Genomic DNA, 15894 nt, shown 5'->3' with positions numbered 1-15894 from the left:
GTTTCGGCGGGCCGGAGCAGATTTTGCCCGGCCCGCCGGGACATCGCGTCAGAAAGACGATTACACTGGGCTCCGTGCCTCAACTACGCCTCGCACTGAATCAGATCGACTCCACCGTCGGTGACCTCGCCGGCAACGCTGAGGCGATCGTCCACTGGACCCGGCACGCCGCCGAGCAGGGCGCCCACCTGGTGGCGTTCCCCGAGATGGTGCTGACCGGATACCCCGTCGAGGACCTGGCCCTGCGGTCGTCCTTCGTCGAGGCCTCGCGTCAGGCGCTGCGCGCGCTGGCCGCCCGGCTCGACGCGGAGGGCTTCGGCGAACTGCCGGTCGTCGTCGGCTACCTGGACCGCTCCGAGCACGCCGCGGCGCGCTACGGGCAGCCCGCCGGCTCCCCGCGCAACGCCGCCGCCGTGCTGCACCGCGGCGGGATCGCGCTCAACTTCGCCAAGCACCACCTGCCGAACTACGGGGTGTTCGACGAGTTCCGGTACTTCGTGCCGGGCGACTCGATGCCCGTCGTCCGGATCCACGGCATCGACGTGGCCCTCGCGATCTGCGAGGACCTGTGGCAGGACGGCGGGCGCGTCCCGGCCGCCCGGTCCGCCGGGGCCGGGCTGCTGCTGTCGATCAACGCCTCGCCGTACGAGCGGGACAAGGACGACACCCGGCTGGAGCTGGTCCGCAAGCGGGCCCAGGAGGCCGGCTGCACGACGGCCTATCTGGCGATGATCGGCGGCCAGGACGAGCTGGTCTTCGACGGCGACTCGATCGTCGTCGACAAGGAGGGCGAGGTCATCGCCCGCGCCCCGCAGTTCTCCGAGGGCAGCGTCATCCTCGATCTGGAACTGCCCGCCGCCGAGGCCGTGGCGCCCTCCGGTGTGGTGGACGACGGGCTGCGTATCGACCACGTGGTGCTGTCCGACCGGCCCGTGGACGCGTACGAGCCGGAGCTGGCGGGCGGGTACGCGGAGCGGCTGGGCGACGAGGAGGAGATCTACTCCGCGCTGGTCGTCGGGCTGCGTGCGTACGCCGCGAAGAACGGTTTCAGCAGTGTGCTGATCGGCCTCTCCGGCGGCATCGACTCCGCGATCTGCGCGGCCATCGCCTGCGACGCGCTCGGCGCCCAGCACGTGTACGGGGTCTCGATGCCGTCGAAGTACTCCTCGGACCACTCCAAGGGCGACGCGGCCGAGCTGGCGCGGCGGACCGGGCTGAACTTCCGTACGGTGCCGATCGAGCCGATGTTCGACGCGTACATGGGGTCGCTCCAGCTCACCGGGCTCGCCGAGGAGAACCTCCAGGCGCGGCTGCGCGGCACGATGCTGATGGCCCTGTCCAACCAGGAGGGGCAGATCGTGCTGGCGCCGGGCAACAAGTCCGAGCTGGCGGTGGGCTACTCCACGCTGTACGGGGACGCGGTCGGCGCGTACGGGCCGATCAAGGACGTCTACAAGTCGTCGGTCTTCCGGCTGGCGAAGTGGCGCAACCGGGCCGCCGAGGAGCGGGGGCAGACCCCGCCGATCCCGGAGGCCTCGATCACCAAGCCGCCGAGCGCGGAGCTGCGGCCGGGGCAGGTCGACACGGACTCGCTGCCGGATTACGACGTCCTGGACGCGATCCTGGAGATGTACGTCGACCGGGACCAGGGTCTTGACGCCATCGTGGCGGCCGGGTTCGACGCGGAGCTGGTGGCGAAGACGCTGCGGATGGTGGACGCGGCCGAGTACAAGCGGCGGCAGTATCCGCCGGGGACGAAGATCTCGCCCAAGGGGTTCGGGAAGGACCGGCGGCTGCCGATCACGAGTCGCTGGCGCGAATCGTCGTAGCGGGTGGCGGGCGGTTGCCGGGGGCGTCCGGTGGCCGCCTTCGTCCTCAAGCGCCGGACGGGCTGGGTTGTGCGGCGGCCACGCGTGGCTGCCGGGGCCGTCCGGCGCTTCGTTCTGTCCTCAAGCGCCGGACGGGCTGGAGATGCGGCCCCGGCGTGGATGCCGGTCCGCCCGGCGAAGCGGTTCCGTCCTCAAACGCCGGACGGGCTGGAACGGGTGCCGGTTCTGTCCTCAAGCGCCGGACGGGCTTGCTGGGCCGCCACCACGCGGGATTTCGGGGACGCGTCCCGGTCCAGGTAGCCCGCTGTCGCCGCCACTGCCAGGCCGATCACTGCCAGCACCGCGCCCACGAGGGCCGGGGACGTCCAGCCCCAGCCCGCCGCGATGGCCACGCCGCCCAGCCAGGCGCCGCCCGCGTTGGCCAGGTTGAACGCGGAGTGGTTGGAGGCGGAGGCCAGCGTCGGGGCGTCCTTCGCCTTGTTCATCACCAGCATCTGGAGCGGGGTCGTCGTCATGAAGCCGAATCCGCCCAGCAGCACCACCATCACCAGCGCCGCCCACGGGACGTGCACCGTGAACGGGAACACCACCAGGATCACCGCGAGCGCGCCGAGCGATCCGTACAGGGTCGGGCGCAGCGCACGGTCGGTGAGGGGGCCCGCGGCCAGGGCGCCCAGGGTCATCCCGATGCCGAAGAGGGCCAGGACCAGGGTGACCGAGGATTCGCCGAAGCCCATCGCCTTCGTGGTCATGGCCGAGAGGTACGAGTACACCGCGAAGACCCCGGCGAAGCCGAAGACGGCGGTGAGCAGGCCGAGGATCACCTGACGGTTGCCGAGGGCGCGCAGTTCGCGGCGGACGTCCTGGTGCGCCTCGACGGGGATGTGGGGGACCAGGCGCGTGAGGGCCGCCATCGCGGCGAGGCCGATCGCCGCGACCACGAGGAAGGTGGCCCGCCAGCCGAGGTGCTGGCCGAGCAGGGTGGCGGCCGGTACGCCGACGATGTTCGCCACCGTCAGGCCGAGGAACATCGTCGCGACGGCTCGCGCCTGGCGGCCCTCGGAGACCAGCCGGGCGGCGACGACCGCGCCGACGCCGAAGAACGCGCCGTGCGGGAGGCCGGCGAGGAAGCGGCCCGCGATCAGCCAGCCGAAGTCCGGGGCGAGCGCGGAGGCCAGGTTGCCGACGGTGAACAGCGCCATCAGGAGCAGGAGCATCCGCTTGCGCGGGACCCGTGAGCCGAGGCCGGTGAGCAGGGGCGCACCGAGGACGACGCCGATCGCGTACGCCGACACGAGGTGTCCGGCGGTGGGCACGGAGGTGCCGAGGTCGTCCGCCACATTGGGGAGCAGCCCCATCATGACGAACTCCGTCGTGCCTATGCCGAAGGCGCTCACGGCCAGGGCGAGGAGAGCCAGGGGCATGGGGAGGGGACCTTTCATCGGAACGGGAGGCTGGGGAAGCGTGGCGGCGCGGGGCGTCGCAGCCGGGAACAGCAGGAAGCCGTTGCCGGGGCACGCGGGGTGCCGGACAACGGCTCACGCCATATGTAAGTTACCGGAACAAATTCTCGCAGATGGTTATGCCGGGGCGCCTACCGGCAGGTGAACGGCTCGTTGCGGCCGCCCCACCGGACCTACCCGGCCCACCGGACCCACCGTGGGCCCACCCGGCCCGCCGGATGCGTCACAGCTCCACGCGGGCCGCGATCGGGAGGTGGTCGCTGTCGGTCGCCGCGAGGGTCCAGGAGGCCAACGGCTCGACGCCCTTGACCATGATCTGGTCGATCCGGGCCATCGGGAACGAGGCCGGCCAGCTGAATCCGAAGCCGTCGCCCGCCGCGCCCTGGGTGGAGCGCATCTGGGCGGTGACGGCGTTCAGCGAGCGGTCGTTCATCGTGCCGTTCAGGTCGCCGAGCAGGACGACGCGTTCCACCCGTTCGTCGGCGATGGCCTCACCGAGCGCGTCGGCGCTGGCGTCGCGCTGGTTGGCGGTGAAGCCGGCGTGCAGTTTGACGCGGACGGACGGCAGGTGGGCGACGTACACCGCGACCTCGCCCTGCGGGGTCCTGACCGTCGAGCGCATCGCCCGGGTCCAGCCCATCTTGATGTCGACGGGCTTGGTGTCGGCCAGCGGGTACTTGCTCCACAGGCCCACGGTGCCCTGGACGGAGTGGTACGGGTAGCGGTCGGCCAGCGACTTCTCGTACGTGGAGACCTGCCTGCCCGGGAGTTCCTGGAGGGCCACGACGTCCGCCCCGGAACCGGCGACCTGCTGGGCGGTGCCGTCGGGGTCGGGGTTGCCGGCGTTGACGTTGTGGGTGGCGACGGTGAGGTCGCCGCCGCCGCCGGACTTGTCGGTGAGCAGGCCCCCGAAGACGTTGAGCCAGACCACGGCGGGCAGCAGCAGCGCGATCACGGCGGTCGCCGAGCGCCGCAGCAGGCCGAGAACCAGCAGTACCGGGATGAAGAGCGCGACCCACGGCAGGAACGTCTCGACGAGGCTGCCGAGGTTGCCGAGCCGGTTGGGGATCTGCGCGTGGACGATCATCAGCAGGGTCAGCAGCACCGAGCAGAGGGCCAGCACGATCCCGCGCCGCCAGACGCCCCGGTCGGACCTCAGTCTGTCCCACAGGCCCCGGAAGCGGGACCCGCCGGCCTCCGGCTGCCCCGCGCTGCCGTGGTCCGTGTCCGCTCCGTACGCCTGCACCATCGCGCTGTCCTCACTGCCTTGCCCTGCACATCGCCGCGCCCTCGACCCTAGGCGATGAGCGGCGTCTTTCCGGCCGTCGGCCCACGGACCCGCCCGGCGTCCCCACGACCGTACGGAGTGCCCGTACGGAAAGCAGGACGACGGAGGCGGGACGACGGGTTCCGGTACGGGGCCGGCCGGCGGGCTGCTGTGACAGAACGGTCACACTCGTACGGGGGCGAGCCCTCCCAGCAGGGCGGCGATGACGCGGTCCACGAGGTCCTCGGGGAGCGGCGCGTCGGGGCGGTGCACCGTGCGGACGAGCAGGGGGCCGACGAACAGGTCGTCGATCAGTTCCACGTCGAGGTCCTCGCGCAGTTCCCCGGCGGCGACGGCGCGCCGCACCGCCTCCAGCATCGCGACCCGCCGGGGAGCGATCACCGTGCCGAAGTACTCCTCCCACAGCTTCGGATGGCTCTTCATCTGGGCGAAGATGTTGACCAGGAGCACCGACGAACGCTGGGCGAGGCCCCGGGTGCGCATCGATTCCAGCATCACGCGCACGTCGGCGAGTCCGGCGGTGCCGGAGACGGGCGGGTCGGTGGGCTCCATGTCGCGTACGACGTCGACGAAGAGCTCCTCCTTTCCGCTCCAGCGCCGGTAGATGGTGGCCTTGCCGACGCCCGCGGTGCGCGCGATGCGCTCGATGGAGAGGCCCGCCAGTGGCTCGCCCGCCTCCAGGAGGGCGATGACGGCGTCCAGGATCGCCCGCTCCGCCGCGGCGGAGCGGGGCCGTCCGCGGCGGGGCTCCGGATCCGCCGCCCCGGCCGGCGGCTCGCCCCCGTCCCGTGCCCCGCACCGGTCCCGCTCGCCGTCCTGGCCTTGCACCTGAAGCCGCCTCTCGCCGCGCTGTCGTCCCGCGTACGTCCGAGGCTGTCGCCCCGGTACGCACACCGCTTCGATTCTCGCCGACCCGGGAGGGCCGGAGCGACGGCGCCAGGGGCCGACCGCGGCTCACGGGGCCCGCCTGGCCCGGTTCTCACCGGGCCCGCCCCTGGCGCACCGGGCGTCAGCGGCGCAGCCTCTCCTTCGCGGGCGGGACTTCCGCGGCCCCGGAGGCCCCGGTCGCCGCCGGGGTCCGGCCGGGCAGGAACAGGCCGACGACGACGGCGCCGATCAGGGCGACGGCCGCCGAGCCGAGCGCGGTCACGTGCATGGCGCTGATGAACGCGTCGTTGGCGGCGGCGACCAGCGGCTTTCCGGCCACCGGGCCGAGCTTCCCGGCGACGCCGAGGGTGGCCTCGATGGACTCGCCCGCCACCTCCCTGACCCCGGCCGGGACGGCGCCGAGGTGACCCTCGATATCGCCCCGGTAGACGGTGGAGAGCACCGAGCCGAGCACCGCGATCCCGAGCGCCCCGCCGACCTGGCGGAAGGTGTTGTTGACGGCGGATCCGGAACCGGCCTTCTCGCGGGGCAGGGCCTGCATCACGGCGACGGTGACGGGCGGCATGATGTGCGCCATCCCGGTGCCCTGGACGAAGAAGACGAGGCACATCACCCACACCGGCGTACCCGTGTCGAACAGGGCGAACGACGCGAGTCCGGCGGCGACGAGCAGCATGCCGACCGTGCAGACCGCGCGGGCGCCGAAGCGGTCGACGACCAGCCGGGCCCGGGGCGCGAAGATCATCTGGGCGGCGGCGAGCGGAACGATCAGCAGGCCCGACTCCAGGGCGGTGTAACCGCGCACGCTCTGGAGGTAGAAGGCGGAGAAGAAGGTCACGCCCATGAGCGCGAAGAAGACCAGCGCGATGGCGGCGACGGCGGCGGAGAACGCGGGCTCGCGGAAGTACGTGACGTCGATGGCCGGGTGGCTGCTGCGCTTCTCGTGCCAGACGAATCCGGCCAGCACCAGCAGTCCGCCGACGATGGCGAGAAGGACGGTGGTGTCGGTGAAGTCGGCCAGTTCGCCGCCCCGGATGATCCCGTACACCAGCAGGACCAGGCCCACGATGGACAGTGCGACACCCACGGGGTCGACCCTGCCGGGCTTCGGGTCGCGGGAGTCGGGGACCAGGACCGCCATGGCGACGAGGGCGATCACGACCACCGGGACGTTCACCAGGAAGATCGAGCCCCACCAGAAGTGCTCCAGGAGCAGCCCGCCGGTGATCGGGCCGATGGCGATGCCGAGCCCGACGCTGCCCGCCCAGATGCCTATGGCCTTGGGCTGCTCGTCGCGCTCGAAGACGTTCATCAGGACGGCGAGGGTGGCGGGCATCACGAAGGCCGCGCCGAAGCCCATCAGCGCACGCCAGGTGATGAGCTCACCGGGCGAGGCGGAGAAGGCGGCCAGTGCGGAGCCGACGCCGAAGACCAGGATGCCGCCGAGGAGGACCTTCTTGCGGCCGATCCGGTCGCCGAGCAGACCCGCGGTGAACAGCAGCCCGGCGAAGACGAGCGTGTAGGAGTTGATCGCCCACTCCAGCTCGCTCTGGGTGGCGCCGATGCCGGTGGGGGCGGGGCTCGCGATCGTCTTGACCGCGACGTTCAGGATCGAGTTGTCCAGCACCACGATGAGCAGGCTGAACATGAGGACGGCGAGGATCCACCAGCGGCGGCGGTGGATCGCCTCGGGAACACGGGGCGCGGCGGCGGGAGCGCCGGACGGTAGGGACATGCGGACGACCCTAACCCAATTTCGATACGATACCGTCTCGTATCGTTAAAGGTTTCCCCGCCGGTTCCCCGTCGGTTCCCCGTCGGCCGTCGTTCGGACACACGTGCGGGCCCACTTCCCGAGTGGCGGGGCGGGATGCCACCATGGAAGGGATCCGGGGACGCCGTCAGGGCGCCTCGAGATGACGAAGGAGCCACCGGCCATGTCGCTTCAGGCTGCACAGAATCCGTCTTCCCCCACGGGCACCTCCTCCCCCGCGGGTGCGTCCGCCGACAGCAGCAAGGCGCTGTACGGAGGGAAGTCCACCCGCCGCATCACCGTCCACGACATCGCCGCCGCCACGGAGCGCGGCGAGAAGTGGCCGATGCTCACCGCCTACGACGCGATGACCGCGTCCGTCTTCGACGAGGCCGGCATCCCGGTCATGCTCGTCGGGGACTCCATGGGCAACTGCCACCTCGGCTACGAGACCACCGTGCCCGTCACGATGGACGAGATCGCCATGCTGTCCGCCGCCGTCGTCCGGGGCACCAAGCGCGCCCTCGTCGTCGGAGACCTGCCCTTCGGCTCCTACCAGGAGGGGCCCGTCCAGGCGCTGCGCAACGCCACCCGGCTGGTCAAGGAGTCGGGCGTCGGCGCGGTCAAGCTGGAGGGCGGCGAGCGGTCCCACGAGCAGATCCGGCTGCTGGTCGAGGCGGGCATCCCGGTCATGGGCCACATCGGCCTGACCCCGCAGTCCGTCAACGCGATGGGCTACCGGGTCCAGGGGCGCGGCGAGGAGGCCGCCCAGCAGCTGCTGCGCGACGCCAAGGCCGTGCAGGACGCGGGTGCCTTCGCCGTCGTGCTGGAGCTGGTCCCCGCCGAGCTGGCCGCCGAGGTCACCCGTACGCTCCACATCCCGACCGTCGGCATCGGCGCCGGTTCCGCGACCGACGCCCAGGTCCTCGTCTACACGGACATGGTCGGGCTGACCGGCGGCAAGGTGCCGCGCTTCACCAAGCAGTACGCGAACCTGCGCCAGGTGCTCGGCGACGCCGCGAAGGAGTTCGCGGACGAGGTCGTCGGCTCCACGTTCCCGGCACCGGAGCACACCTTCCACTGATGCCCGCGCACTGACCCGCGGGCCTTCCGACGCTCTTTCGTCCCGCGCCCACCAGCCATTTCCCGCACCACCGACAGCCCGCCGACATCCCCCATCGGCGGGCTGTCGCCCATCCGGTGTCCGGTTCCGGGCCGTGTCGGCGGCCTGTCGGCGAGCTGTCGGTGGGCGCTGGTCTGCTGGTGGACATGGAACGAATCGACAAGAACCCCAGCAGCGGCCGGAACGCCGTCGAGGTGCGGGGGCTGGTCAAGCACTACGGCGAGACCAAAGCACTGGACGGCGTGGACCTCGACGTCCGCGAAGGCACCGTCCTCGGTGTGCTCGGCCCCAACGGCGCGGGCAAGACCACCCTCGTACGCTGCCTGTCCACCCTGATCACCCCCGACTCCGGCCACGCGGTCGTCGCGGGCTTCGACGTGGTGAGGCAGCCCCGGCAGCTCCGCCGCACCATCGGCCTCACCGGGCAGTACGCCTCGGTCGACGAGAAGCTCTCCGGCTGGGAGAACCTCTACATGATCGGGCGGCTGCTCGATCTGCCCCGCAAGAAGGCACGGGCCCGCGCCGACGAGCTGCTGGAGCGGTTCTCGCTCACCGAGGCGGCCAAACGGGCCTGCATGGAGTACTCCGGCGGGATGCGCCGCCGGCTCGACCTGGCCGCCTCCATGATCGGCAGCCCGTCCGTGCTCTACCTGGACGAGCCGACGACGGGGCTCGACCCCCGGACCCGTAACGAGGTCTGGGACGAGGTGCAGCGGATGGTCGCCGAGGGCGCGACCGTACTGCTCACCACCCAGTACATGGAGGAGGCGGAGCAGCTCGCCAAGGAGCTGACCGTGATCGACCGGGGGAAGATCATCGCCCGGGGCGGGGTCGACGAGCTGAAGGCGAAGGTCGGCGGACGCACCCTCCAGATCCGGCCGTCGGACCCTGCGGAGCTGGCCGCGATGGCGCAGGCGATCCGGGAGGCGGGCCTCGACGGCGTCGCCGGTGCGCAGGCGGTGCCGGACGAGGGCCTGCTGTACGTGCCGATCCTCAGCGACGAGCAACTGACCGCCGTCATCGGGCTGCTGGGCGTCCGGGGCTTCTCCCTCGCCCATGTCGCGACCGCCCTGCCCAGCCTCGACGAGGTGTTCCTCGCGATCACCGGCGACATGGCCACGCCCCTCTCCGACCAGGCTCCCCAGGAGGTCGCCGCATGAGCACCACGACACTGACCCCCGCTCCCGCCGGGACCGCGGGCGCCGCGCCGTCGAAGCGGCCGGTGGCCGACGAGGGCCGGATCGGTCTGCGGGCCAATCTGCGGCACATCGGGGCGCTGGCGCGACGCAATCTGCTCCAGATCAAGAAGGACCCGGAGTCGATGTTCGACGTCCTTCTGATGCCGATCATCTTCACGCTGCTGTTCGTGTACGTCTTCGGCGGCTCGGTCGGCGGCAGCCTCGGCGGGGACCGGCAGGACTACCTGAACTATCTGGTTCCCGGGCTGATGGCGATGATGGGCATGAACATCGCCATGGCCGTCGGCACCGGGGTCAACGACGACTTCCGCAAGGGGGTCATGGACCGGTTCCGGACGATGCCGATAGCCCGGTCCTCGGTGCTGATCGCCAAGATCGTGGTCGAGCTGGGCCGGATGATGGTCGCCATCGCCATCCTGCTCGCGATGGGCTTCGCCCTCGGCATGAGCCTCGGCACGTCCGTGCTCGGGCTCCTGGCGGCGGTCGCGCTGTCGGCGGTGTTCGGCGCCGCCATCATGTGGATCTTCATCGTGCTCGGGCTGGCCATGAAGACGGCCCAGGCGGTCCAGGGGATGGGAATGCTGGTGCTGATGCCCCTGCAGTTCGGATCCTCCATCTTCGCGCCGCCCACGACCATGCCGGGCTGGCTCCAGACGTTCACCGACTACAACCCGCTGTCCAATCTGGCCGACGCGGTGCGGGGCCTGATGATGGGCGGCCCGGTCGCGAACTCCGTCTGGGTGACGCTCGCCTGGGCGGCGGGCATCACCCTGGTGATGGCTCCGCTGGCGGTGTCCAAGTTCCGCAAGAAGGCCTGAGCGAAAGGGCCCGCACAAGCGGGCCTGATCGCGGGAGCGTTACGCCGGGGGGCCGCTCCGGTACGTCTCCGCCAGGGCGGCGGCCTCCTCCAGTGTGAGGTCGGCGCCGTCCCGGTAGGCCGCCGTGTACGTCTCGTCGCCGATCCGGGCGCGTACGGCCTGCTTTGCGTCGTCGAGGGCCTGGCGCTCCAGCGTGGTCGGCAGGTGCCCGGCGGGCAGGAGCGCCGCCTGGAGGCCGAGGAGCCGGGCGGCGGCCTCCGGGGCCCCCGCTCCGTCCAGCCCCGCCAGCGCACGGGCGATGGTCGTCAGCTGCATGGACGCCATGAACGGGGCCATCATGGCCGAGATCCGGTCCTGGGAACGGCCCAGGGCGGCCAGCGCGACGTCGAGCGCGGAAGCGTACGCGCCTTCGAGGTTGTCCAGCCAGGCCAGCACCCCGAGCACGAATCCGTCGAAGACACCGACGGTGCGGGAGCTGAACTCCTTTCGCAGCAGCGCCAGTTGCTCGCGAGCCTCGGCCAGACGCCCCTGACGTCCGAGCAGGAAGCCCAGGTGCAGGCGGGCGGTCGGCATCGCCTCGTGTCCCGAGAACCGGCCGCCGTCGACGATCTCGCGCAGGATGGCTTCGGCCTCCTCGAACCGGTCGAGTTCGGTGAGGACCCCGGCGTACCGCGCCCGCAACACCGCCACCTGGGACCGGGCGCCGAGCGTCTGCGCATAGCCGATCGCGGCCAGGTAGTCCTCGGTGGCGGCGGTGAAACGACCTGCTCGCTCGTTCGCCTCGCCCCGGGAGGAGAGCGACTCGGCGGCGCCCCAGTCGTCACCGAGCCGCGCGAAGATCTCCAGGCTCTCGTCGGCGTCGGCCAGTGCCTCGCCCGCCCAGTCGGGGCGGTTGGCCAGGATCTTGGCCCGCATCTCCAGCGCGGCGCCCAGCTCCCACTCGTAAGCGAACTCCCGGGAGGCCCGGACCGTCTCGTCCATCAACTCGCGCAGCTCGTCGACCTCTCCGGTGAGCAGGATCGCGAACATCCAGAGCGAACCGGGAGCACGACAGGTCTGCGGCTGCCCGGCCCGGTAGGTGCGGCTGATGATGTCCATCCGTTCCCGGCCTTGCGGGGTCAGCCACTCCTCCATCGCGTGGTCCATGCTGACCAGCTGGATCAGCCCCACACCCCGCCGTGCCTCCGCCACCTGCTCCGGCTCCCAGGGCGGAGGCCGGTCGGTGGCCCGCTCCAGCAGCGATGGAGCCTGGACGCCGGGCGGGGCGAAGGGGTCGGGGCCCAGTGCGGCCACCGCCCCGCCCCACTGGCGGGCGTCGGTGTTGAGATCGCGCATCATCCAGTACCAGGCCATCGACAGCACCAGGCAGAGCCCCTCCTGCTCGTCCCGGGCGGCGACGGCGTGGCGAAGCGCCGTGCGCAGGTTCTCGTACTCGCGCTGGAAGAGCGCTATGGCATCCCGCTGCCCGGCGCCGCGCAGCTTCGGCCCGGTGGTGCGGGCCAGCTCCCGGTAGTGGACCAGGTGACGCCGCTCGACGGAGTCCCGTTCGGCGGCCTCCTCCAGGCGCTCCGCGGCGTATTCGCCGACCGTCTCCAGCAGCCGGTACCGCATCTCCTCGTCGTCGCCGGGCACGGCGACGACGAGGGACTTGTCGACCAGCGACCCGAGCAGGGCGGCGACGTCCAGGGAGTCGACGGCGACGCCGTCGGCCGATGCGGGCAGGGCGCAGACCTCCTCCGCGGCGGCGAGGGAGCAGCCTCCGGCGAAGACGGAGAGCCGGCGCAGCACGGCGCGTTCGGCGACGTCCAGCAGGTCCCAGGACCAGTCGACGACGGCGCGCAGGGTCTGCTGGCGGGGCAGGACGGTCCGGCTGCCGTTGGTGAGGAGGCGGAAGCGGTCGTCGAGCCGGTCGGCGATCTGGCGCGGGGTGAGCATCCGCAGCCGGGCGGCGGCCAGCTCGATGGCGAGCGGCAGCCCGTCCAGGCGGCGGCAGATCTCGGCGCAGGCGGCCGCGGTCGCGCCGTCCGCGTCGGTGCGGAAGCCGGGGCGGGCCGCCGCCCCGCGCTCGGCGAGCAGGCGCAGCGCCATCGGGTCCGGCAGCGGGTCGACGGGGCGGACGAACTCGCCCGGCACGCCGAGGGGTTCGCGGCTGGTGGCGAGGACGGTCAGTTGCGGGCAGTGGGTCAGCAGCCGGTCGGCGAGGGCGGCCGCCGCCTCGACGACGTGCTCGCAGTTGTCGAGGAGGAGCAGCATCCGGCGCGGGGCGCAGTGCTCGGTGAGGCGTACGAGGGGGTCGGCGCCGGTGCGGTCGGTGGCCCGCAGCTCCTCGGCCCCCGCCCCGCGCAGCACGGTCTCACGGGCGCCGAGGGCGGACAGGACGGCTTCCGGCACGCTGTCCGGGTCGTCGACCGGGGCCAGCTCGGCGAGCCAGACGCCGTCGGGCCAGCTCGCGGCGGCGGCCTCCGCGGTCTCCTGGGACAGCCGGGTCTTGCCCGCGCCGCCGGGGCCGAGCAGGGTGACGAGCCGGCTCCGGGCGAGGTCGTCGCGGAGCGCGGCGATGTCGCTGTCGCGGCCGACGAAGCTGGTGAGCCGGGCCCGGAGGTTCCCGGGCGGGGCCGGGACGGGGGGTGGGGTCGCCGAGAGGGCCGCGCCCATGGCGGGCGGGGCGGCGCGGGGTGCGGGCCCCGGCGCGGGCGGCGCGGCCGGTTCCTGGTGGAGCAGTTCGGTGTGCAGGGCCCGCAGCCCCGGCCCCGGGGCGGTGCCGAGGCGGTCGTCGAGCAGGGTGCGGACCTCCTCGTACGCGGCCAGCGCCTCGGCGGGGCGCCCGGCGTCCCGCAGGGCCGTGATGCGCAGGACCTGGAGCGGTTCGTCGAGCGGGTGGGCGTCGCAGAGCACGGCCAGCTCCGGCAGTGCCTCCCCCGCTCTCCCCAGGGCGAGGAGAGCCCCGAACCCGGCGCGTCGCGCGTCGAGCCTGCGGGCCTCCCAGCGGGACGCCTCCGCCGCGCGGTCGGGCAGATCGGCGAGGGCGGGCCCGTGCCACAGGGCGAGGGCCTGCCCCAGGAGGGCGAGGGCGTGCGAAGCGTCGCCCTCCTCCAGGGCCCGGCTTCCCTCCCCCGCCAGGCGTTCGAAGCGGTGCAGGTCCACGGCGTCCGGCGGGGCGGCGAGCCGGTAGCCGCCCGCCACGGACTCGACGGTGCTCCGGCCCAGGGCCCGCCGCGCCCTCCCGACCAGGGCCTGGAGGGCGCCGGCCGCGTCGGCGGGCGGGTCGCCGTCCCACACCTCGTCGACGAGCACTCCGGCGGGGACGGTCCGCCCGGGGCGCAGCGCGAGCACGGTGAGCAGGGCGCGCAGCCGCGCCCCGCCGAGGGGGACGGCCGTGCCGTCGTCGCGGATTGCCCGGGTGGTGCCGAGGATGCAGTAGCGCACGGGCCCATTGTCCGTGACGGAGGGGGGCTCGGCGTTGACCGGGTGGAACTCCACAAGCGGTCTCCGGCGTTCCAGCCCTGTCGGACCGTACGATCCCCCTTCCCGCGTCCCGCGGCCGGGCCCCACGCCGTACAGACCCTCCTCCGTCCCCTCACCCCAGGAGCCGATCGCCGATGACCACCGCAGCCACCCGCGGCGACCGGAGAATCAGCCCGGTCTTCCTCGGTATCGCCGCCGTCACCGCGGTCGCGGGCTGGGCGGTGTGGACGGGTTTCGCGGACGCCACCGGCTTCGCGGTGTTCCTGTTCGTCACCGGGGCCTGGATCGTCTCGCTCTGTCTGCACGAGTACGCGCACGCCCGGACCGCACTGCACAGCGGGGACCTCTCGGTCGCGTCCAAGGGCTATCTGACGCTCAACCCGCTGAAGTACACGCACGCGCTGCTCAGCATCGTGCTGCCGGTGCTCTTCGTGATCATGGGCGGGATCGGGCTGCCCGGCGGCGCGGTGTACATCGAGCGCGGCCGGATCCACGGACGGTGGAAGCACAGCCTGATCTCGGCGGCGGGCCCGCTGACGAACGTGGCGTTCGCGGTGGTGTGCACGGCCCCGTTCTGGCTGGACGCGCTCGACGGGGTGCCGCTCGCCTTCCGCTACGCGCTGGCGTTCCTGGCGATGCTCCAGGTGACGGCGGCGATCCTGAACTCCCTGCCGATCCCCGGTCTCGACGGGTACGGGGTGATCGAGCCCTGGCTCTCGTACCGGATCCGCCGCCAGGTGGAGCCGATCGCGCCGTTCGGGCTGATCGCGGTGTTCGCGATCCTGTGGATCCCCGAGGTGAACATCGTGTTCTTCGACGCGATCCACGCCCTGCTGCGCGGACTGGGTGTCGAGGAGTTCCAGCGGTACTGCGGTTACGACCTGTACCGCTTCTGGCGGGGCCTCTTCGGCGAGCAGGACCCGGGCTGCGCGGTGGGCTGACCGCGTGGCGCCTCGTTCGGGCCTGCTCGGTCAGCCCGATTCGTTGAGGCCGTCTCGTTGAGGCCGTCTCGTTGGGGCCGTCTCGGTCAGCCGTCTCGTTCAGCCCGCGTCGGCGGCGACGGCCAGCCGGTGCCTGCGGATGTAGAACCAGGTCATGTTCGACGAGAGCCCCGCGACGAGAACCCAGACGATCCCGAGCAGGCTGCCCTGCGCGAAGGAGACCGCGGCCGCCACGACGGCGAGGACGCAGACGACGAGGGCGTAGAGAGCGATGCGGGGCATGGGGTCGACTCCTGTCGGGAACGGGTCGCGGTCCCGTCCAGTGTCCCCCATGCCCCGTTGTGCCCCGAACGGGCCCGGCGGGGCCGGTCAGACGTCGGTGGTGCGCAGTCCGGCGTGGGCCTTGTAGCGGCGGTTGACCGAGATCAGGTTGGCGACCAGCGACTCCACCTGGTGGGCGTTGCGCAGCCGGCCCGCGAAGATGCCCCGCATGCCGGGGATCCGGCCGGCCAGCGCCTGCACGAGGTCCGTGTCGGCCCGGGCCTCGCCCAGGACCAGCACGTCGGTGTCGATCTCCTCGATGGACTCGTCCTGGAGCAGCACGGCCGAGAGGTGGTGGAAGGCGGCGGTGACCCGGGAGTCCGGCAGCAGGGCCGCGGCCTGTTCGGCGGCGCTGCCCTCCTCCGGCTTGAGGGCGTAGGCGCCCTTCTTGTCGAAGCCGAGCGGGTTGACGCAGTCGATGACGAGCTTGCCGGCGAGTTCCTCGCGCAGGGACTGAAGCGTCTTCGCGTGGCCGTCCCACGGCACCGCGACGATCACGATGTCGCTGCGCCGGGCGCAATCAGCGTTGTCCGCGCCCTCGACGCCGAAGCCCAGCTCGGCCGCGGCCTGCTCGGCGCGGGCGGCGTCCCGGGAGCCGAGGGTGACCTTCTGTCCGGCGCGGGCGAGCCGGTAGGCGAGGCCGCGCCCCTGCGGGCCGGTGCCGCCGAGCACGCCCACGCTCAGGCCGGAGACATCGGGGAGGTCCCAGGGGTCCTTGGCAGGGGGCTTGGGCGCGCTGCCGCTGTCCTGTGTAGTCATGGGCCCGACCCTACTGCCAGGTAGCCGCCGGGAGGCCGTTCGCTGCG

Annotated in this window: 12 protein-coding genes; 5 read left to right on the top strand and 7 right to left on the bottom strand. The window is 72.4% G+C overall.

Annotated features, from left to right (window positions below):
- Positions 1-74 precede the first annotated feature (74 nt).
- Positions 75-1829, top strand: coding sequence for an NAD+ synthase (locus tag AB0F29_RS03610; RefSeq protein ID WP_361867181.1), 1755 nt, complete (start codon positions 75-77; stop codon positions 1827-1829).
- Between the two features lie 191 nt (positions 1830-2020).
- Here AB0F29_RS03610 and AB0F29_RS03605 read toward each other — a convergent pair whose 3' ends face one another.
- The 4 genes from AB0F29_RS03605 to AB0F29_RS03590 form a co-directional block, all read right to left on the bottom strand.
- Positions 2021-3253, bottom strand: coding sequence for an MFS transporter (locus AB0F29_RS03605; protein WP_361867180.1), 1233 nt, complete (start codon positions 3251-3253; stop codon positions 2021-2023).
- A 262-nt stretch (positions 3254-3515) separates the two neighbouring features.
- A complete protein-coding gene (locus tag AB0F29_RS03600; RefSeq protein WP_361867179.1) occupies positions 3516-4541 on the bottom strand; it encodes an endonuclease/exonuclease/phosphatase family protein in 1026 nt (341 codons plus the stop codon).
- A 201-nt stretch (positions 4542-4742) separates the two neighbouring features.
- Entirely contained in the window at positions 4743-5408 is a 666-nt protein-coding gene (locus AB0F29_RS03595) for a TetR/AcrR family transcriptional regulator (RefSeq protein WP_361867177.1), read from the bottom strand.
- Positions 5409-5589: 181 nt separating this feature from the next.
- Positions 5590-7203, bottom strand: coding sequence for a DHA2 family efflux MFS transporter permease subunit (locus AB0F29_RS03590; RefSeq protein ID WP_361867175.1), 1614 nt, complete (start codon positions 7201-7203; stop codon positions 5590-5592).
- Positions 7204-7405: 202 nt separating this feature from the next.
- On the opposite strand from AB0F29_RS03590, the gene panB reads away from it, so the two are divergent.
- The 3 genes from panB (at position 7406) to AB0F29_RS03575 (ending at position 10361) form a co-directional block, all read left to right on the top strand.
- On the top strand, positions 7406-8305 hold the full coding sequence (gene panB, locus AB0F29_RS03585) for a 3-methyl-2-oxobutanoate hydroxymethyltransferase (protein ID WP_361867174.1): 900 nt from the start codon (positions 7406-7408) through the stop codon (positions 8303-8305).
- 185 nt (positions 8306-8490) lie between these two features.
- A complete protein-coding gene (locus tag AB0F29_RS03580; protein ID WP_361867172.1) occupies positions 8491-9504 on the top strand; it encodes an ATP-binding cassette domain-containing protein in 1014 nt (337 codons plus the stop codon).
- Entirely contained in the window at positions 9501-10361 is an 861-nt protein-coding gene (locus AB0F29_RS03575) for an ABC transporter permease (RefSeq protein WP_361867171.1), read from the top strand. The genes AB0F29_RS03580 and AB0F29_RS03575 overlap by 4 nt, the downstream gene beginning before the upstream one ends.
- A gap of 39 nt (positions 10362-10400) precedes the next feature.
- On the opposite strand, the gene AB0F29_RS03570 is transcribed toward AB0F29_RS03575, so the two are convergent.
- Positions 10401-13787, bottom strand: a complete 3387-nt coding sequence (locus AB0F29_RS03570) for a BTAD domain-containing putative transcriptional regulator (RefSeq protein WP_361867170.1) — start codon at positions 13785-13787, stop codon at positions 10401-10403.
- A gap of 173 nt (positions 13788-13960) precedes the next feature.
- Here AB0F29_RS03570 and AB0F29_RS03565 point away from each other — a divergent pair, with 173 nt between their 5' ends.
- Positions 13961-14767 carry a site-2 protease family protein gene (locus AB0F29_RS03565; RefSeq protein ID WP_361867168.1) on the top strand — a complete coding sequence of 269 codons (807 nt, stop codon included), beginning with the start codon at positions 13961-13963 and terminating at the stop codon, positions 14765-14767.
- Positions 14768-14866: 99 nt separating this feature from the next.
- Here AB0F29_RS03565 and AB0F29_RS03560 read toward each other — a convergent pair whose 3' ends face one another.
- Together AB0F29_RS03560 and npdG are read right to left on the bottom strand one after the other, a co-directional pair.
- Positions 14867-15049 (bottom strand): hypothetical protein, encoded by a 183-nt coding sequence (locus AB0F29_RS03560; RefSeq protein ID WP_361867166.1) that lies wholly within the window; start codon positions 15047-15049, stop codon positions 14867-14869.
- 87 nt (positions 15050-15136) lie between these two features.
- Positions 15137-15847, bottom strand: coding sequence for an NADPH-dependent F420 reductase (gene npdG, locus AB0F29_RS03555; RefSeq protein WP_361867165.1), 711 nt, complete (start codon positions 15845-15847; stop codon positions 15137-15139).
- Between the last annotated feature and the right edge of the window lie 47 nt (positions 15848-15894).

Source organism: Streptomyces sp. NPDC026589, from assembly GCF_040638385.1.
Taxonomy (GTDB): domain Bacteria; phylum Actinomycetota; class Actinomycetes; order Streptomycetales; family Streptomycetaceae; genus Streptomyces.
The sequence above is the reverse complement of the archived record's forward strand: the minus strand, read 5'-3'. Positions and strand labels throughout refer to the sequence as shown.